Raw genomic sequence first — 20,200 nt, 5'->3', positions numbered from 1 at the left:
CAATGGTTTTGTTCTCAAAGGTATTACTGCGGATGATAATTCAGGCACGACCGTAAGTAACGCCGGGGATGTCAATGGGGATGGACTAGCTGACCTGATTATTGGGGCACCTGGAGGTAATGGTGGTACCGGAGAGAGCTATGTAGTATTCGGCAGTAGCAATCCCAGCTCGGCAATCGAATTATCCGCTCTCGATGGCAACAATGGTTTTGTCCTCAAAGGTATTACTGCGGATGATAATTCAGGCAGATCTGTAAGTAGCGCTGGGGATGTCAATGGGGATGGACTAGCTGACTTGATTATTGGGGCAAATAGAGCTAATGGTGGTACTGGAGAGAGCTATGTAGTATTCGGCAGTAGCAATCCCAGCTCGGCAATCGAATTATCTGCCCTCGATGGCAGCAATGGTTTTGTCCTTAACGGCATTGATCCTGATGATCGTTCAGGCAGATCTGTAAGTAACGCTGGGGATGTCAATGGGGATGGACTAGCTGACTTGATTATTGGGGCACCTGGAGGCAATGGTGGTACTGGAGAGAGCTATGTAGTATTCGGCAGTAGCAATCCCAGCTCGGCAATCGAATTATCCGCCCTCAATGGCAGCAATGGTTTTGTCCTTAATGGTATTGATATTGGTGATCAATCAGGCAATGTGGTAAGCAATTCCGGAGATCTCAATGGGGATGGACTAGCTGACCTGATTATTGGAGCAAATAGAGCTAATAGTGATGCCGGAGAGAGCTATGTGGTATTCGGCAGCAGCAATCCCAGCTCGGCAATCGAATTATCAGCTCTTGATGGCAGTAATGGTTTTGTTCTCAATGGCATTTCTGCGGGTGATCGTTCAGGCATTTCGGTAAGTAGCGCGTTCGATGTCAATGGGGATGGCACCGCTGATCTGATTATTGGCGCATCTGGAGCCAATAGTAATGCTGGAGAGAGCTATGTGGTGTTTGGCAGAGATTTCAACACTGATGAAGATACTCCCTTCAACACTAGCAGCGTCCTGTTTAACGATACTGATGCCGATGGAGATACCCTTTCTATTACTAGTATTGATACTAGTTCCACCCTCGGTCTGGTACTCAATAATGGGGATGGCACCTTTAACTACGACCCCGATGGCCGTTTTGATTCCCTAACTGATGGAGAAACTGCCACCGATACCTTTACCTATACCATCAGCGATGGCACTTCTACCGATACCGCCACAGTAACTATCACGATTAATGGCATTAATGATGCTCCCATTGCCACCGATGACAAATTCAGCACCGATGAAGATACTCCCTTCACGACCGATAATGTCCTTGCCAATGACAGTGACCCCGAAGATGATAGTTTCAGTTTAGAGAGCATAGATACCACATCAACTTTGGGATTGGTTACTGATAATGGCAATGGCACCTTTGACTATGATCCTAATGGTCAATTTGAATTCCTCGAACCAGGAGAATTTGCCACCGATAGCTTTGGCTACAAACTAGTTGATAGTAATGGTGAAATTGCTCATGGCACAGTCAAAATTGTCATTGATGGAGTGGATGATGATAACACCATAGATGATCTGTTCCTTGGTACCGCTAAGGATGATAGCATTTGGGGTTCAGATGGAGATGACACCATAACAGGACTCGATGGCAATGACACTCTCAACGGGGAAGCTGGTAACGACACTCTCGATGGGGGAAATGATGATGATAGTTTGATTGGTGGGCCTGGGGATGATGTGCTTCAAGGAAATTCTGGCCACGATGTCCTTCTTGGTCAAGGGGGCAATGACACTCTCGGGGGTAGTTCTGGTAATGATACTCTCAAAGGTGGAGAAGGCAACGATAGTTTGCGAGGTCTGAATGATAATGACAGTCTAGCTGGAGACAACGGCAATGATACTCTCAAAGGCGGAAATGGTAATGATATTATCGCAGGAGGCAATGATAATGACAGCTTACACGGCGATGCAGGCAGTGATACTCTCGAAGGTGGGGCTGGGAATGATACTCTGTTAGGTCAAGATGAAGCAGATCTCTTGTTTGGACAAGAGAATAATGACAGTCTCTTTGGTCAGGATGGTAATGATACTCTCTATGGGGGATCTGGTGATGATACGCTTTTGGGTCAAAACAATGATGATCTCTTGTTTGGTGGTCTTGGTTTTGATAGTTTAGCTGGGGGATTTGGTAATGATCGCTTTGCTTTAGTTTCTGGTGACACTGCTGACCAAGATATTATTACTGATTTCCAGGATGGTTTTGATCGCTTGCTGCTTACTGGTGGCTTAATCTTTGGCAATCTCACAATTAGCCAAAATGGCTCAGATACTGACATTATCGAAAATACTGCTAGTTCTGGTCCTCAAACTTTAGCTACTTTGACTGGAATAGATGCGATAGATATTGATGAAACCGATTTTGTCTAATCCTATTTTCAGTGAGTTAATTCACGATAATTCTATTAGATTCATCATGTTGAACAACATGTTAAAATTAAAAAACTTAATTGGAACGCTGACATGATATCCATTCCCATCACTCTAGATCAGCTTATTGTTACTGTGCAACAATTGCCCCCAGAAGAACGAGCGCAGGTTGCTAGAGCTTTGGTTCAAGTAGATTTGCGTTCAGATCTGGCAGCGTTAATTAAAGAAATGTATGCTCAACCCCCTGTGGATGACATTACGGAAGATGACATCATAGCTGAAATTAAGGCTGTACGTCAGCAATCCCTCAAGGCATGAGGTGTCGAGCTGTTATCGATACAAACATTTGGATTCGCATTTTGTTAAAAGGGCGAGTTACATTGCCTATTTTGGAAGCATTTAATGAGGAAAAATTCCAGTTGGTGGTGAGTCAACCCCTAATAGAAGAACTCCATCTAGTTTGGAATCGCCCTCGATTAAGAGCAAGAATCGAAGCCAGTCAAGCGATGCGTCTGGAAAAACAGTTACAGTATAGAGCAATATGGATTGATTTAGAAACAGTTCCGCCTAATTGTCTAGATCCCAAAGACTTACCCGTGCTCGCTATGGCAATTGATAGTAAGGCAGATGTGATTGTTTCTGGGGATGACGATCTACGGGCTGATGAGGCGTTAAGAACAGCGATGGAAGCTTTTGGGATAAGGTTGCTTGGCGTTAATTCTTTCTTGGAGTATTTGGCTAAAAAGTGTGAATAAGGTGAAATATTTGTCTTACTAAATTGAACTATTTCACCAAGAGCGATCGCATTTTGTAACGCATTTAAAAGCGATCGCGCCTACTTATTCATAACAAACATAAACTCTAGCTTGTTAATTTCCTGATAACTGATAACTGATAACTGATTTTTTCTTGACGCTTTTTAAATTTTTTTGAAGACTTAAATCTTAATGGAATGAAAAAGCTCTGGGGAAGAAAAGTTAGCGTTTGAGCGCTATTGCTGTTTGATCCCAGAATCCTCGTATCTTTAGGTCGGGGAGTATGTCAATTATGGTGCTTGCAACTGAATAAACTTATCCTCTGGAACATAACTGCGATACTTCCCATGATCGCCAAAGATAGCTAAAACTTCCAAAGAAGTATCCGGCTCTATGTGCAAATCTCCCCAGGGAACAGAAATTTCTAAGCATTTATCGTACATCACATCCGCTCGACAAGCTCGAATATGCCAACGGCATTCTGCTTCCGCTTCTTCTAGCCAAACAGATTCAGTAAGTAAGTTAATACAGAGATGATGATGGAAATAATAATCTAAAGGAGATTCTTGAGGAATCTCTCCCAAAGGAACTGGGCTATTGTACATTTGAATACCCGGATAGTACCAAAGCAAATGTAATTCCCCAGGAATATCGGTTCCCAACTCGGAACCAGCCTTGAAGTCTAAACGAAAATAAAAATTGAGATGATCCCAACCATAGAAAATCTTTTGCACCACACTGCTGCGATGCATGGTTCCCCTCGCGCCACCAATCTCGATCATGCCTGCGCGATCCCAATCCTGTTCATCCCCGATGCCATCGATAATGGGATGGATAAAACCCTGGGGAAAGCGATCGCCTTTTTTGTCATGTCGTTCAACGGCTTTTTCCAGTTCGGGGGGAATCGGCTCATTCAAAGCTTGATAAATGGCACAAAGATGTTCACGGAATAAACTGTCAAACATCTCATCATGACTGGAAGAATGACCTTCGCCGAACCACCAAAACCAATCGGAACCCTCAGCCGCATATAGGGCTTCCCAAACTTCAGGATTATTCTCCTCCGTTGCTTCAGGATGTCTGGCTACGGTTTCTCTCGCGGCTGACAACAAATCCCAAGCACGATTTTTCACCGAATCGCCAATCCAAGTGGTGAAATTGCCATCTACCCAAGAGCCGCTATGTAATTTTGCTGTAGGAATAGTTTCTTTGGGCGGAAACTTGGTAATAAATTCATCTACAGTAACTAATTGAATATCATCGTCTTTGCTCAGTTTTTGGTAGAGGGAATCCAAAAATGGCAGACCATCTTTTTGATAATATTCCCAACAGTTTTCCCCATCAAGGGCGATCGTTACTAGCCAAGGCTCTTCTAGAGAAGCATCGGGATTTGTTTGTTGATAGGCCAAGCTACGAGATATTGCTTCTAAATGTCCAATCAAATCAGCAGCAGCATGACGAGGATTCATATTGCCATAGGTAAAGCCGATCAAATCAGATAGGCGGTGATCTCGGAACACGATCGCCAAATCCCCATCAGGAGTTTCGAGCCGATAGGGACGATACATCAGTTCTGGTTCACAAACATTTCCCGCTTCATCACGATGGAAAAAATGTTGAAGGCTCCAACCCAATACAGCTTCATCAGAGCAGATCCATTTAAATCCTTGCTTTGAAATATAGGGCAAAATCTCAGGACTAACCGATTGTTCCGAAGGCCATAAACCCCTTGGCTCACAGTCAAAGCGATCGCGGTACATATCCCAAGCTTTTTCCAAATGGCGGGGAATATCTTCTTGCCATTGAAAACGGGTTTTCGGCAAGCTCATTTTCGGGACGGCGACTCTTCCGGCATTAGTATCATGGAGCAAGGGCAAAATTGGATGGGTATAGGGAGTGGTGGTAACTTCTAACTGCCCGGCTTTTTGCATCTTTTTATGTTGGGGAATGATGCGGGCAATAATCTCTCTTTGTTTCGCATAGATCTTTTCGCGATCGCCCAAGGTGAAATTCCGACCTCTTTCTAACCAACGCGCAATCTCAGGATCATCCCAGAATATAGGATCAATCCAAGCTAAATTATGCCAAGCGAGCAAATCACTATAATCCTGTCGCGACCAATTTGCTAAACACCAATTATGTCCTGATTCTTGTCTTTGTTGATATAACTCGTTGTAGCGAGGATGGGGTTCTACTAAAGTGTGATAATGACCATCAAAAAAATGCTTAATAATATATTGCTTTTGCTCTGAGGTTAAATTCCCTTCTGGAGTTAATGCCAATTCCAAATAGGGATCGATCGCCTTGCCTGCTGCATAATCTTCCAACTGCAACATCAGTGAGGGCACTAGATTCACTGTCTGGTGTAATTTGGGATAGCGTTCTAAGATTAAAATCAAATCCAAATAATCTTTTGTCCCATGAAGTCTTACCCAAGGCAGGCGATATTGCTCTAAAGAATCTGAGTTTGCTTGACGAGATTTGTATAGGGGCTGATGTTGATGCCAGATAAACGCGACATACAAAGGATGAGACATAAGTGGGTGTGCAGGTAGGTGTTAGGGGTTAGGTGTTAGGGGTTAGGTGTTAGGTGTTAGGTGTTAGGGAAAACCTAAACTGAAGAGACTGGTGATAAGGCAATCACATTATCAACACATTAGCAGCCTACTATTGGTGTTCATTGGTACAGATGCCAAGTTACAATTTGCAACTATTTTTATAATCAGTTAACAGTCTGATCAGTTATCAGTTATCAGTTGAAACCTCTTACCTACTACCTAATGAATTAATGCTACAAAAACTGTTTTCTCCAACGAAAAACTCGCAAGTATGGAATTTTTGGTTAAGTCTCAGTTTGGGTTTTACGCTTTTTTGTGGTTACTTGGCTCTTCGAGAAGGTTTTAGTAGTGCCTGGATTGTGCAAGACGATGCGCGACAGCATGTTTTTTGGATGTTGCGTTATCTAGATCCACAATTGTTTCCCAATGATTTGATTGCCGATTATTTTCAATCCGTAGCTCCTGTTGGCTATACCAGTCTCTATAAGCTAGCAGCCACAGTGGGAATTCATCCGCTGGTGTTCAATAAGCTGCTGCCACCAGTCATTGGTTTGATTGCTAGTTGGTACGGTTTCTTGTTCTGTAAACAGATTTTGCCCCTGCCCTTAGGCTGCTTTATTACTAGTGTCTTGCTCAATCAAGCTCTCTGGATGAAGGATGACATGATCTCTGGGACTCCTAGAGCTTTCGTTTATCCTTTTTTACTAGCCTTTCTCTATTATTTGGCTAAACGTTCTTTAATTCCCTGCGCGATCGCGATCGCCCTTCTCGGCTTGTTTTATCCCCAATGCGTCTTTTTGGCATCGGGAATGCTGGTTCTACAACTATTCACTTGGCAAGGAATGGGTCCCAGATTAATCCGCGATCGCCAGAACTACTATTTTTGTGGTGTTGGCTTAGCAGTCGCTTTTGTCGTGATGCTACCCTATGCGCTCCATGTCTCAGAATTTGGCCCCACAATCACCCGTGCCGAAGCTTTGGCATTACCAGATTTTTATGACAAAGGTCGAGCCAAATTTTTTAAGGCTCATTTCTGGGACTATATTTTCGGCGGCGGTCGAAGTGGCTTGTTCCCGCGTTCCTTGTACTCACCAGAAACTGTAAGGTTGGGATTTTTGTTCCCTATTCTGATGAATTTTCAGGGTAAATTTCCTGTGCTCAAGCAGCTAACCAAGCAAGTTAAGTTATTACTGCATTTGATTATTGTTTCAGTGGTCATGTTTGCCCTAGCTCATGCAGTACTTTTTAAGTTGCATCTTCCCAGTCGCTACACGGGATATAGTTTTCGCATTATTTTGGTGATCGCAGCAGGAATCGTTTTGACCGCAATTTTAGATGTTCTCTGGCGAGAATTGCAACGAGTAACACCTGGAAACGCCATGAATATTTGGATTATAGGCAAAAAGCTCCTTGTTGGTTTATTGGGTTTAGCGATCGCGATCGCGATTTTATTTTATCCCGGCTTAGAAGAGAATTTTCCCAACACCCAATATAGAACTGGCAGTGCCACGGCTTTATACGAATTTTTCCAGCAACAACCCAAGGATATTATGATTGCCTCACTTGTGCGAGAAGCCGATAACCTACCAACTTTTTCCCAGCGTTCGGTTTTAGTTAGTGGAGAATATGCAATTCCCTATCACATGGGTTATTATCGCCTCTTTCGTCAACGAGCAGTTGATTTAATCACAGCTCAGTATAGTAGTGATATCGAACTAGTCAGAGAATTTGTTCGCCAGTACAAGATCAGTTTTTGGCTATTAGAGTCGGCGAGTTTCAATCCCGATGCTGTTCATGGTAATAAATGGCTAAGGCAACATAAACCAGTTACTCAAAATGTAATCGCTAGTTTACGCCAGGGAAATATTCCTGCTTTGATTGCCTATCAAGATCGCTGTAGGGTTTTTTTTGATGGAAACTACACTGTAATTGACGCTAATTGTATATTAGAAGATCTTATGTGAATTACAATTGTCTTCATGCTATTTTAACTCTAAGCTTTCAGCTCCTAGCTTTAGGCTTTCAAACTAGCTATTAGCTAATCGAGAAGCAATCTTAAATTTTTTATGACTTACAATAATAACTCATGGTTATTCTCTCGACGAACAGCAATTAAATTTCTGGCTGGAGTTGCAGGGGGAATGATTTTACATGGCCAAAATCCAGTTGTTGCTCAATCCTCTTCTCAGATGAAAATGACCTTGGGAGGAGTAACTTGGATTGGTTTAACTCCTTTTTACATTGCCCAGGAAAAAGGCTTTTTTGCTGATGAAAATCTTGAGGTTAAGCTACAAATTTTTGGAGCCAATACTGATTATGTTTCAGCGTTTTTAGCAAATCGTATTGATGGTTGTATTTCTTGTGTCACATCAGAAGCTGTCGTCCTCGCAGATAAAGGGAAAGACTACAAAATTGTTTTGGTACAAGATAATTCAGCTGGGGGAGATGGTATTTTAGCTCGCAATAGTATTACTTCTCTGGCTGATTTTAAGGGTAAGAAAGTAGCGGCCGAACAGGGTGGAGTTGGTCATTTTTTCCTGCTGCAAGTGCTCAAAGAGGTGGGATTGACGGGTAATGATATTACTATTATTAATGCCGATGCTTCAACAGCAGCCGCAGCTTATCAAGCGGGCAATGTTGAGATTGCTAGCACCTATGCACCATTTTTGTCCCAAGCCAACGAAGCACAACCCGATGGCAGAATTATTTACGATTCCTCGAAAATGCCCACGGCAATCACCGATTTTTATACTTTTGATAGCAAGTATATTGACGCTAATCCCGAGGCGGTCACTGCATTTGTCAAGGCCATTGTGAAAGCTCTAGATTTTTTGGAAACTAATCGAGACGAAGCGATCGCGATCGCTGCTGGCAAGTTAGAGATTACACCCGAAGCTCTAGCTGCCGATTTGGAAGGTATTGAATTGCCCGATCTAGAGACTAATTTAGAAATGCTAGCAAATCCGAATAGCGATCTTTATATCCTGAAACCACTGAATGCCATGGCAGAATTTTTAGTTTCCCAAGGACAAATTAAAACAGTTCCTGATATGGCATCATTTATCGAGCCGAAATTTATAAGGTGAAGGCAGAGGGCAGAGGGCAGAGGGCAGAAGGCAGAAGGTTCTACGGTGAAATGGGTAATGGTTCAATACTTCTAGTTTAAAGATTGAATTTAAAAACTGAACAGGTTGGGACTTGGGGTTTTAGGGATTTGGGGGATTATAATAGCTAGTGCCGCTGCGCGGAAGTAATAAGTCTTGATACATTAGCTTTTTGCTCTTCGTTGATAAATAGCTTATTTACGCCAACCTCCACTAGATTTCCCTATTTCCCTATTTCCCTACATCCCTATTTCCCTAAGCGAAAATTAATGTTAAATGTTAAATATTAAATGATTAAACCCTCGGTTTTTTGGAGTATTCGTCAGGAATTTCCCGCTTGGCTAAAATTGTTACTTACCATCGTCGCCCTCATTATCCCGTTAACTATTTGGTCTCTACTTAGCTATAACGAATTAGTTAATCCCCAGTTTTTGCCAACTCCCACGGCAGTTTTGGCAGCAGGAATTGAGATGTTTAGAGCAGAAGAGCTGCTGCTTGATATTGTTGCCAGCTCTTCCCGAGTTTTAGCGGGTTTTTTAGTAGCTGCGATCGTGGGTATTCCTTTGGGCATCGCGATGGGGACTTTTGATAGTATGGAAAGTCTGTTCGGCTCTATTGTTGGCGTAGTGCGTTATATGCCGATCGCAGCTTTTATGCCACTAATTGTTCTCTGGGCTGGGTTAGGAGAACTATCCAAGATCTTGATTATTTTTCTGGGGATTGTTTTTTATAATGCGACCATGATTGCCGATGCGGTGAAATTTATTCCTAATGAAATGCTCAATACAGCCTATACTCTGGGAGCAAATCGGTTTCATTTGGTGTTTCGGGTAATTTTCCCTGCGGTTATTCCCAGTGTCATTGATACCCTCAGAGTTAATGTGGCGGCGGCTTGGAATTTTCTGGTAATTTCTGAATTAATTGCAGCTCAAAATGGACTAGGCTTTAAAATCATTTATTCACAGAGATTTTTGAATACAGATAAAGTGCTCTTCTGCATTGTAATTATCGGTCTTATCGGTTTGCTCTTAGATTACAGTTTTAAGCTATTCGCTAAGCTGGCCTTGCCCTGGGCAGAAGAATGATTTCCGTATTATTACCGTTGACAAATTCACAAAAAATAATTTTATTTACATATTTGTCGGATGCCGATTAATAATAAAATAGTTATAGTTACCGAAAAATTGATAGTTGATCACCATATAGTTGAGAATTACAATGAATTTTAATCTTGATTGCGATCGCACAGCCCTACTGATTATAGATTTTCAGGCCGATGTGTTCGATGGTGGAGCATTGCAGATAGTGGGCACCGAAGCAGTTTTACCCAAAGCTAAACAGGTGTTAGCGGCAGCACGAACGATCGGGTTACCAATTATCCATACTCAAGAAGTGCATCGCAAAGAAATGGTGGATTTTGGAAGAGAACTCGATGGTGTAGAACCAGTTCATTGTTTAGAAAACTGGGCAGGGACAGATTTTCATCCCGAACTATATCCCCGTGATGGGGAATATGCGATCGCAAAAAGACGCTACAGTAGCTTTTTTGGCACAGATTTAGAAATTTTGCTCAGAGGGTTAAAGGTAGACACTTTAATAATTATGGGCACCATGACTAATGTTTGTGTGCATTACACCGTTGCAGATGCTCACCAAAAAGATTACAACTTTTATGTCATTGAAGATTGTTGTGCTGGTTCAGATTGGGATGCTCATTGGGCAGCACTAAAAGCTATGAAATATCTACAGCGTAATTCTTTAATTAACAGTCAAATATTTCTGAATCAAACAGGCGTTACTCAGCAGATTGCAGCTGAGATCCAATCGATATCTAGAGCTCATTAAAGATGAAGCCTCCATGTAATAATGTTTATCCTGGTCAGATTATTAGAGAATCGGATTTTGTGCAGCCGAAATTAGAAGTTCTCAATCTTTCCAAAACTTTTGCCAATACTTTTATCAGCAAAAAGCAAGGGAATAAAACTCAGCCACTTTTAGTTTTAGATCGCATTAATCTCAATATTTATCCCAATGAATTTGCTTGTATTGTCGGAGCCTCGGGCTGCGGGAAATCCACTTTGCTCAATATTATTGCTGGTTTATTGCCTGCTTCTGAGGGTCAGGTCATGATCAATGGGCAGGAATTATTGGGCCCTGGTGCTGATCGCGGCATGGTATTTCAGAACTATACTCTGTTTCCCTGGTTAAGCGTTGCTGATAATATTGCCTTTGGCCTTAAGCTCAAAAAAATCCCCCGAGCCCAGCAGAAAGAAATTGTTCGCTATTATCTAGAAATTATTGGTTTAAGTCAATTTGCCCAGGTATATCCCAAACAGCTTTCTGGGGGAATGAAACAACGAGTTGCGATCGCGCGGGCGCTAGCCAATCAACCTGAAATATTGCTGTTGGACGAGCCCTTTGGTGCCTTAGATTCCCAAACAAAAGAGCAAATGCAAGAATTTCTACGCGATTTGTGGGATAAAACCCATATTACCTTGCTGATGATTACCCATGATGTGGAAGAGGCTATCTTTCTCTCTCAAAAAATTTATGTGATGTCAGCCCATCCAGGCAGGATTAAATCGGAAATCTCCATAGAGTTACCTGAGCAACGTCATCTTGATATTAAGCTCACCACAGAGTTTATTGACTATAAACGTCAGGTGATTCAGGCATTACGCTAATTTTAGAGGGTATCTTGCTATTTGAATAAACATCCAGAAGACAATGCATTATTAGAGGCTTGGGCAATTAACTCGACATTTCCCTGCTCATTGACAACCCAGGCAGTGGCCTCGGTGATTGACGAGGCAGGCTCCTCTTCTATTTTGGTGGTTTGAGGAATCTTCCTTGAATTAAGCTCCGCAACTGGTGCTTCCGAGTCTTCAACACCAAGATCTGCAATGACTGTTGTGGTCTCTAGAGGATCAAATGGGCCTTTCCTGATGCCTCCGCGACCAATATAACTAAACTTATTAGCTGAAAAATCTGTACCCAAACTACAGCCTGTGTAAATGGCTTCTTCTCCTGCGAGGGGCGATCGTCTTTGCTGCGTTGTCTCAAGTTTAGAGTTAGTGTCAGGTGTCTTTATTGTAACTATTCCTTCAAGACCCTTAACTTTGGAGCTAGCGGTGATTACATCTTCAGGATTATCTTGAGTCAACAAACTTTGCGTTGTAATTGTAATATTCCCGCCACTACCCAAATTAGCATTTGCACTAATAGTACTTTCATCAAACAAGACTATGTTATCTGCTGTGATATTTATATTTCCTCCATTCCCATCATTGCCTTCACCTTTAAAATCAGCTGTAGCAGAAATAGAAGCTTGATCTCTGAGGATAAGTTCATTGCTATTAATATTAATTGAACCCCCGTTACCAGAAGCAGTTTTAGCAATAATTTGACCATCACCAGTTAAGAGTAATTGTTTTGCATTAATTGTCAGATTTCCCGCATCTTTTTCACCAAAATTACTGACGGAGATTTCACCTCCATCTTCGATAGATAATTGAGGTGTATTAACATTAACTCTGCCACTTTCTCCAACGCTGTCATTTTCTCCTAAATTTGGGTTTGACGAATTTTCAACCCCGGCAGAAGCGAGTAACCCACTATTCAATATTTGTTCTGCATTATTGCTAAAACTGGTGCCAGATATCAATATCGACTCTCTAGCCTCAACATTTATATTTCCTGCCTTACCTGTTCCAAAGCTACGAGAATCTATTCTTGCGCCGTCTTTGACGACTAATTGATCTGTCTCAATATTAATGACTCCCCCTTGCGCTCCCGTCTGACCAACAATAGACAAAACTAGAGAAGGAAAGCTATCATTGAAACCAAATAAGCCTACAGATTTGCTCGCCTTGATTGTAATATTACTTCCCAGCTGACCACTAAAATTATTGGCCGAGATTACTGTCCCATTCCGTATTTCAATATCTTTTGCCGAAACTATTATGTCGCCTCCTAATGTTGTGACTGGAGCATTAGAGGAAGCTAGAGTTTCATTGCTTTCCTGCCCCGATGGCAACAAATCGCCTGTAAATAGACGACTGTCATCTAAATCAATATAGTCATTTGCCGCGAGAGAGACTATCCCGATGTCGCTATCTGTATTTGTAAGCAAAGAGCTGGTAGCAAATATATTTTTCCCTCGCAAGATTATAGTCCCTGATTTTCCACTGGTATTGATGTCAGATTGGGAAATTTGAATATCATTAAAATTATCAACATCCTTATAATCAAATTTCCATCCATTGCTAACAGAAGATAAACCAACTATTCCACCCTGCGCTACGCTGCCAATTTCTACATTCCCAGATGAAGCCCTAATAGATATATTTTTTAGGTCAACATTGCCACCTAGAAAAGCTATTGTCTTTCCAGGAGAAATATTATTTTCAGGAGAAAAATCTAGGGTGATAGGTTCAGTATTATTACTAGAAATGCTTCCTGGAGCATTCCCATATTGCAATCCAATGGGAATATTAACTGTTAATAATGCCGAAGTCTGGTCGAGTTGAGCTCCAAACTTTGTCCCGTTTGCAAAAATAATTGATTCAGCCGTTGTCGTGACAAATGAACCGCCAATATCTAACTGTGTATTCTGACCGAAGATAATGCCAGCAGGATTGAGAATAAATAAACTTGCATTATCATTGACTTTAATTAGCCCGTCTATTAAGGAAGCAGAACCCCCTGTTACACGGGTAAAAATATTTTGAATGTTGCTGTTGTTCTCAAAGTAGGTAACATCTGTATTAGGAGAAAATATCTCGAAGCTATGAAAAAGATTTGTTCCCGATTCTATGCCACCTGTGATCCTATGTTGTCCATCAATTAAATTAACTTGAGTGTCCAGTGTACCATCAGGAACTACTTGAGCAAGAACAGAGTCCCCAGCAAAGCCAAGTAAGTGAACACTTAAAATAGTAGTAGTTAAAGTTTGCTCTACTCTATAAGTTAAAACCCGAGAAGCTAGCATCACTAAGTATATTGAGAATATTTATGTAGCAATGCTAGCCTAGTTTTTTTTAAACTATAACCCTCAAAGTAAATTAAACAAAAAAGAAAGAGCCATTAATCAAATAGCCCTCTCAATATTAATATGATAAATTCTGACTTATTTTAGCTTGTAATCTTAGCCACATAAACATCCATAAAAGAAAACCCAACAGCAGCCTTGTCCTGGTTGAGTAGATTGCTTTATTTGCTCGGTTGTATCGGTAGTTACTGCATTATTTTTAACAACCTCTTCCACTGCATTAGCAGGTAGTAAACTTAAACTAATAACAGCTAATGTCGCCAAAGCATAAGATAAAGTTTTCATAATTATTCCCTTTATTGTTAGTAAATATACTTGCTCAAAACATGAATTAATTAATCATATACGTGCAATCACTTGCTCTTTTTACTTGTCAGCAAATTAAATTATTAATAATTAATTAAGTTCAATAAGTATATAGTAAAGAGATTAAAAAGATATTTCAGTGACCGCAATCACACAAGATCAGAGATCTTGACAATCACTTCACAAAAGCATTCATTTAATCCATATATTGTGCTTAATATTTTTTATCTACTCACATGAACTTCACAGGCTTTAAGTATTAAGGAGCAATTACGGAGAAAATCTTTGTTAGCTATTTCCCGCAACCTTTTCCCTCAATAAATATAGTCGTTGTCTATAGATAATAGTGAAAAGATTAATCAAAATACAGGTAGTTCCCAAGGCACCTAGAATAAAGGTAACTGGAGTGACAACGCCAATCACAAACCAAGTGGCAACATGTAAAAATAATGTCAAAGCAAATGTAATCGCGATCGCAGCAGACAGTCTAATGCTCAGAATTGAGCGATTCAAGAATACCAAGATCATTGTTTGTAGAGTAGTCAATAAATTGGCAGGAACGAGAAAAGCACAGATGGTAATGCAGTTATTACGGGAAAATTCAAAGATAGGTTCTAAATCGAGCACGGTAATTATTGCTATTTTTGGTTTTTAATGAGCTCATACTATCGTTTTTTTGGATAAAATTGTGGTTATGGCATAAAAATACCCTTCCCATTTGAGAAGGGTATATCAGGTAAAAACCAAAGAATAATAATATATCTTTACAAGTCTCCGCCTCTTAATGCTAAAAGGAAAATCACTACAGGGCCAGAAATCATAATTAAAGCCACGCAAGTTAATTGGAAAATTACGTTGAAATCAATATTTCCAAAAGCACTGAAAATACCCGCCATTAAATCCATTTTGTCTCCTGCTATTTACCAAATATTATTAATTAAGAAAGCTAAATGTTATAAGCCATAGTATATGATACCTGGATTTGGGCATTTCTCATCAAAGTTATAAAACTATGTAAAATTTTGTGAAGCAATGATTGACGAACCAATGATCACTGATTGTAAGCTGCCCCCAAGTATAATTCCCCGACTTTAGGATCATGAAGCAAATCAATACCTACTCCTTCAAAGCGATCGCAACCATTTTCCAATACATAACCGCGATCAGACATCTTGAGGGCTTTCTTGGCATTTTGCTCTACTAAAATAATTGCTTTTCCTGTCTCCTTAATGGCTGAGATCTGCTCAAATACACCATTGACCAACATAGGCGACAAAGCAGCAGATGGTTCATCTAAAATCAGTAATTCGGGGTCGAGCATTAAAGCTCTTCCCATCGCTAGCATTTGCCTTTCACCACCAGAAAGAGTGCCTGCCCTTTGACGACTTCTTTGAGCCAATCGAGGAAACATTGCATAAATAGAATCTTTAAGGGTTTTTAAAGACCCATTGCGGATAAATGCCCCCATTTCCAAATTTTCTTCTACTGAAAGAGCGCTGAAAACATTAGCTATCTGAGGAACATAACACATTCCCCGACGAACAATCTGATTAGATTTTAAGCCGGCAATATTTTCTCCTTTAAATGTTATGGTGCCTTGATTGGGGGTTAACAAGCCAAAAATTGTTTTGGCTAAAGTCGATTTTCCAGCGCCATTGGGTCCAATGACTGCCACTAGTTCTCCTGGGGCAATACGAAAATTAAGACCCTGTAGGATATTCAAACCCTGTAGATAGCCAGCATAAACATTATGTACTTCAAGAATATTTTTATTCATATTCAAACGTTAACAATTATAAAATTCCTTAGAATAGAATCATTGAGATAGATAGAGAAACTCGCTACATAATAATCTTTTTGAAGGAATAACCAAAAATCAATAAATAAAATAAATAAGACGAATCATATCTTGGCATAAGTTATATGATTAAACATATATATACTGTGTGTATATGAGGGCGTAGCGATCCGAAGGGTAGTTAATCTATAAAATTTTAAGGAGTAAGTCATGAATCTTAAACATATATCTTCCTTGACAATATTAGGAGTGATGGCGACAGCAGTTTCCCCCGCCATGGCAGAATCGGGAGCGTCCAATGAGGCAAGCTTTGCTTGTATTAATGATAACGGGGTTGCGGTTACTGTTTCCCAACTCGATGGCAATTCTAAACCAATTTTTCATTGGCACAAAGATTTGCTAGCATCCTTAGATGCTAATCCTACAGACCTTTGTCAGGATGCAGCTGTTAGTTTAAATGAATATATGGCAGAAAAATATAATGCCGAAACTGCTAGCTCATCTCAAACTTTGAGTTTTAGAGCAGATCAACTACGGGGCTTACCTACAGTTTGTGCAACTAACGATCCTGAGATTGGCTGTGAAGCTGTTCTATTTACCCTTTCCCCTACCGAGAAGCCTGTGCAAACGGCAAACAGTCTTTTAACCGCGATTTTGAGTAAAGATTTGCAAGAGAACAAAGTGGACACAGATTCTAATGAAAGAGGAGTCCAATCAATTTCCTACTCTATTAGCATTTTGGATCTGATTTTTGGGTCAAAACATTTGAAATAAGCTCAGTAGATCAAGGTCTACCTTGACTATTGAAGTTTTTGTTGGATTTTCTTCATCATTTCAATTGTTGGCTTATAGTCTTTTTTAATAGCCAAGGATTGCTGACAGTTCGTCTTAGCATCTTGATATTGCTGTAATTCAAAAAAAGCACTACATATTTGCGTCCAAGCCAAAAAATAATCCGGCTGAATCGCAAGTACTTTTCTGGTTGCAGCAATTGCCTCCTCATACCGACCTAGTTTGATTAATACTTGACCTTTATTAAACCAACCTCGATAGAATTCTTCATCAACTGCGATCGCTTGGTCATATTCTTGCAAGGCTAGTTCGTATTGCTTGAGGTCAAATCTGGCTAGTCCTTTGCAGTTCCACGCTTCAGCAAAATTTGGGGCTACATTGGTTGCTTGAGCACAGGAGGAAAACTTATCTAAATGTCGGCTCAACTTTCCTTGGGCAAATCCTCTGTTGGTCCAGGCGATCGCAAAATTAGGCTTGATTGAAATGGCTTTGTTATATTCAGCGATCGCTTTCTCATAGTCTCCCGCTTCAGTTAGCTGTTGTCCTCGCTCATAATGACCTAAAGCTTTAACCGCGCCCAAAATATTAGGAATGAAAGCAGCAATGCCTAAGATGGCAAAAATCCCTGTAAACAAAACTATTTTCTTAATCTTTGACGAGCTGCCAGGTGAATGGCTAACATTGGGGTCTATTATGTTCTTTTTTTGCCCAGGAAGTTGTTGAATATCAGCAAGAACTTCACTAGTATTCTGATAGCGTTGGTAAGATGAAATTTTAATCATCTTATTGAGAATTGCCGCCATTTCAAGGCTGCAATTTGCTCGGTCTTGCCAATTTATCTCCCCTGTATCGTAACGAGGTAATTGATCTGGATGGAACCCTGTGATCGCATGAACGGCTGTCATTCCCAAAGCATAAATATCACTATTGAAGTTAGGAACTCCATTTTGCTGTTCTATCGGCATATAACCTGGCGTCCCAATGGCGACAGTCAGTTCCTTTAACTTGGATTGTCCTTCGGTGAGAGTTATATTGGTAATCTCTTTGACTGCCCCAAAATCGATCAAAACTATCTTGCCATCGGATTGGCGAATCAGATTAGAAGGCTTAATGTCACGATGAATGACATTATTTTGATGAACAAAAGTCAAAATACCCAGCACATCTATGAGAAATTGTCGAATATCGGTTTCATTCCAGGGCTTGGGATTGGCGGCAATCTCTTCTTGGCTTAGATCTTTGCCTTCGATAAATTCTTGTACCAAATAAAACTGATCATTCACCTCGAGATGTGCCAAAAGACGAGGGATTTGAGGATGGTTACCTAATTTGTAAAGAAATTTTGCTTCACTATCAAATAATCTCCTAGCAGTTTCTAAGACGAACTCCTCACTTGATTTGGGTTGTAGCTGTTTAACTACACAGAAAGGATCCCCAGGAAGCTGAGTATCTTTGGCGAGATAAGTTTTACAAAAACCTGTCTCTCTCAGGACCTCTTCAACTTGGTAACGTCCTCCTATTTTTTCGTCGTCACGTGGTTTGTCACGTCCTCCTATTGGATCTAGATCAGATTCAGGCATAGGTTATCGAAGTAGAGTTGATTTTACTACTGGTGTGAACAAGCTGACAGATACCAGCAGTATCTTGATGTTACTGCCAAATGAGTATTATCAAAGAATATATCAAAAGGCTTTGAATAAGGCATTAAGTGAACCATTATTATTTTATATTCCAAAAATGATATGGATGCTATTTAGTGGGCAATAGAAAATAGTTGAAAAATCAAATGATCTTATTCCCTATTACCCTAAGTTAACTCAATAGTTTATCTCCATGTTCAAGCGAAGTAACTAACTATAGCATCGGCAAATTCAGAGCATTTTAGTGGTTCGACGGCTGGCTCCATTAGTCTAGCTAAGTCGTAGGTGACTTTGCTATCGGCGATCGCACTGGCCAATCCTTGTTGAATTAAGGTTGCGGCTTCTTGCCAGCCCATAAAGTTCAGCATCATCACCCCGGATAACATTACTGAGCCAGGATTAATTCGATCTAAACCAGCATGTTTGGGAGCAGTTCCGTGGGTAGCCTCAAAAATAGCGCAATTGTCTCCAATATTGGCTCCAGGACTCATGCCCAATCCACCGACAATAGCAGCCGCGGCATCGGAGAGATAATCACCGTTAAGATTCATGGTTGCCAAAATCGAATATTCATCGGGACGAGTTTGAATTTGTTGGAAGATACTGTCGGCAATGCGATCGTTGACCATAACTTTATCTTGCCATTTGCCGTCGCCATGAGTTGCCCAAATCTCATCAATTACAGAGGCTACTTCTTGGCAAATTTGTTTCTGTTTCTCCGGCGTTAGAGCATCATATCCTGGCGAAATTTTCCGCGCATTGGCTTCCAAGCTAATATCTGGGTCAGCTTCTTTATTACTGATAATCCAAGATTCTTTTTCGGTGACACATTGTTCACGAAATTCCGTTGTTGCTAGTTCGTAACCCCAATCACGAAAAGCACCCTCGGTATATTTCATAATATTGCCCTTATGAACTAAAGTAACCTGTTGTTTCTCTTTAGGTAGTCTGAGGGCATTTTCAATGGCTTTTCTTACCAATCTTTGAGATCCAGTTTTACTGATTGGCTTAATTCCAATGCCCGCATCCAGAGGAATCTGTTTGTCCCCATGTTCAGCAGTAGCAGGAATTAATTCTGTATTGAGTAAGTTGATTAATTTTGCCCCAATCGGGTCATCTTTGCGCCATTCAATTCCTAGGTAAATATCTTCAGTATTTTCCCGATAGATAATTACATCCAGTTTTTCGGGATTTTTATGGGGAGAAGGCGTTCCTGGATAATAGCGACTAGGACGAACACAAGCATAGAGATTGAAGATTTGTCTGAGGGCGACATTAAGAGAGCGGATGCCACCGCCGACAGGTGTTGTTAAAGGGCCTTTAATTGCAATTTTATATTCTTCTATGGCCTTGAGCGTATCTTGGGGCAAATACTGAAAAGTACCATATTGCTCGCAAGCTTCATCCCCAGCATAGACTTTAAACCAGTTGATCTTGCGTTTTCCCTCATAGGCTTTAGCTACTGCAGCATCAATAACTTTCTCGGTAGCAGGCCAAATATCTACTCCTGTCCCATCACCACGAATAAAAGGAATAATCGGATCATCAGGCACGATTGGTTTGCCATCTTTGAAGGTGACTTTAGTGCCTGTGGTGGGTACGGTTAGTTTGTCGAACATAAAAAATAAAATCCTGCAAATTTAAGGCGAATCACTATTGTCTCAAAAGATTAGACTCGGTGCAGCAAGAATAATAGCAAAGCACACCAGAAATTTTGTGCTTAAAACTTCCATTTCTCCTCTGGCGCGATCAAATCCTGAATAACTCTTGAACAACAT

The 20,200-nt window shown here is 40.7% G+C and carries 17 protein-coding genes; 9 read left to right on the top strand and 8 right to left on the bottom strand.

Features of this window, described 5'->3' with window-relative positions; translation table 11 throughout:
• From XEN7305_RS13735 to XEN7305_RS13725, 3 genes are all read left to right on the top strand, one after another.
• A partial coding sequence (locus XEN7305_RS13735) for an Ig-like domain-containing protein (RefSeq protein ID WP_006510052.1) occupies positions 1–2,419 on the top strand: 2,419 nt, incomplete at its 5' end.
• Positions 2,420–2,512: 93 nt separating this feature from the next.
• Positions 2,513–2,737, top strand: a complete 225-nt coding sequence (locus XEN7305_RS13730; protein WP_006510051.1) for a hypothetical protein — start codon at positions 2,513–2,515, stop codon at positions 2,735–2,737.
• Complete coding sequence (locus XEN7305_RS13725; protein ID WP_006510050.1) at positions 2,734–3,174, top strand: putative toxin-antitoxin system toxin component, PIN family; 441 nt, start codon at positions 2,734–2,736, stop codon at positions 3,172–3,174. The genes XEN7305_RS13730 and XEN7305_RS13725 overlap by 4 nt, the downstream gene beginning before the upstream one ends.
• 290 nt (positions 3,175–3,464) lie before the next feature.
• Here XEN7305_RS13725 and XEN7305_RS13720 read toward each other — a convergent pair whose 3' ends face one another.
• Positions 3,465–5,711 carry an alpha-amylase/alpha-mannosidase gene (locus tag XEN7305_RS13720; RefSeq protein WP_006510049.1) on the bottom strand — a complete coding sequence of 749 codons (2,247 nt, stop codon included), beginning with the start codon at positions 5,709–5,711 and terminating at the stop codon, positions 3,465–3,467.
• A gap of 251 nt (positions 5,712–5,962) precedes the next feature.
• On the opposite strand from XEN7305_RS13720, the gene XEN7305_RS13715 reads away from it, so the two are divergent.
• From XEN7305_RS13715 to XEN7305_RS13695, 5 genes are all read left to right on the top strand, one after another.
• Positions 5,963–7,696, top strand: a complete 1,734-nt coding sequence (locus tag XEN7305_RS13715; protein WP_006510048.1) for a hypothetical protein — start codon at positions 5,963–5,965, stop codon at positions 7,694–7,696.
• A gap of 102 nt (positions 7,697–7,798) precedes the next feature.
• Complete coding sequence (locus XEN7305_RS13710; RefSeq protein WP_006510047.1) at positions 7,799–8,818, top strand: ABC transporter substrate-binding protein; 1,020 nt, start codon at positions 7,799–7,801, stop codon at positions 8,816–8,818.
• A 308-nt stretch (positions 8,819–9,126) separates the two neighbouring features.
• The gene (locus tag XEN7305_RS13705) at positions 9,127–9,921 is read left to right on the top strand and encodes an ABC transporter permease (RefSeq protein WP_006510046.1); all 795 of its coding nucleotides are present in this window, start codon (positions 9,127–9,129) and stop codon (positions 9,919–9,921) included.
• Between the two features lie 133 nt (positions 9,922–10,054).
• Complete coding sequence (locus XEN7305_RS13700) at positions 10,055–10,681, top strand: cysteine hydrolase family protein (protein ID WP_006510045.1); 627 nt, start codon at positions 10,055–10,057, stop codon at positions 10,679–10,681.
• Between the two features lie 2 nt (positions 10,682–10,683).
• On the top strand, positions 10,684–11,520 hold the full coding sequence (locus tag XEN7305_RS13695; RefSeq protein ID WP_006510044.1) for an ABC transporter ATP-binding protein: 837 nt from the start codon (positions 10,684–10,686) through the stop codon (positions 11,518–11,520).
• A gap of 17 nt (positions 11,521–11,537) precedes the next feature.
• On the opposite strand, the gene XEN7305_RS13690 is transcribed toward XEN7305_RS13695, so the two are convergent.
• The 5 genes from XEN7305_RS13690 to XEN7305_RS13670 all read right to left on the bottom strand — a co-directional run bounded on the left by XEN7305_RS13690 (position 11,538) and on the right by XEN7305_RS13670 (position 15,969).
• Entirely contained in the window at positions 11,538–13,826 is a 2,289-nt protein-coding gene (locus tag XEN7305_RS13690; RefSeq protein ID WP_006510043.1) for a filamentous hemagglutinin N-terminal domain-containing protein, read from the bottom strand.
• Positions 13,827–13,982: 156 nt separating this feature from the next.
• Positions 13,983–14,171: a hypothetical protein gene (locus XEN7305_RS13685; protein WP_006510042.1), complete on the bottom strand. Its 189-nt coding sequence runs from the start codon at positions 14,169–14,171 to the stop codon at positions 13,983–13,985.
• 309 nt (positions 14,172–14,480) lie between these two features.
• A complete protein-coding gene (locus tag XEN7305_RS13680; RefSeq protein WP_006510041.1) occupies positions 14,481–14,819 on the bottom strand; it encodes a hypothetical protein in 339 nt (112 codons plus the stop codon).
• A 137-nt stretch (positions 14,820–14,956) separates the two neighbouring features.
• Positions 14,957–15,097 carry a photosystem II reaction center protein Ycf12/Psb30 gene (gene psb30, locus XEN7305_RS13675; RefSeq protein WP_006510040.1) on the bottom strand — a complete coding sequence of 47 codons (141 nt, stop codon included), beginning with the start codon at positions 15,095–15,097 and terminating at the stop codon, positions 14,957–14,959.
• 146 nt (positions 15,098–15,243) lie between these two features.
• On the bottom strand, positions 15,244–15,969 hold the full coding sequence (locus tag XEN7305_RS13670; RefSeq protein ID WP_006510039.1) for an ABC transporter ATP-binding protein: 726 nt from the start codon (positions 15,967–15,969) through the stop codon (positions 15,244–15,246).
• Positions 15,970–16,200: 231 nt separating this feature from the next.
• Here XEN7305_RS13670 and XEN7305_RS13665 point away from each other — a divergent pair, with 231 nt between their 5' ends.
• Positions 16,201–16,764, top strand: coding sequence for a COP23 domain-containing protein (locus XEN7305_RS13665; protein WP_006510038.1), 564 nt, complete (start codon positions 16,201–16,203; stop codon positions 16,762–16,764).
• A gap of 26 nt (positions 16,765–16,790) precedes the next feature.
• Here XEN7305_RS13665 and XEN7305_RS13660 read toward each other — a convergent pair whose 3' ends face one another.
• The gene (locus tag XEN7305_RS13660; protein ID WP_006510037.1) at positions 16,791–18,362 is read right to left on the bottom strand and encodes a tetratricopeptide repeat protein; all 1,572 of its coding nucleotides are present in this window, start codon (positions 18,360–18,362) and stop codon (positions 16,791–16,793) included.
• A gap of 257 nt (positions 18,363–18,619) precedes the next feature.
• Positions 18,620–20,041 (bottom strand): NADP-dependent isocitrate dehydrogenase, encoded by a 1,422-nt coding sequence (locus XEN7305_RS13655; protein ID WP_006510036.1) that lies wholly within the window; start codon positions 20,039–20,041, stop codon positions 18,620–18,622.
• Between the last annotated feature and the right edge of the window lie 159 nt (positions 20,042–20,200).

It is taken from the genome of Xenococcus sp. PCC 7305 (assembly GCF_000332055.1).
Taxonomy (GTDB): domain Bacteria; phylum Cyanobacteriota; class Cyanobacteriia; order Cyanobacteriales; family Xenococcaceae; genus Xenococcus.
Note: the sequence above shows the minus strand (reverse complement) of the source record. Positions and strands in the feature narration are given on the sequence as shown.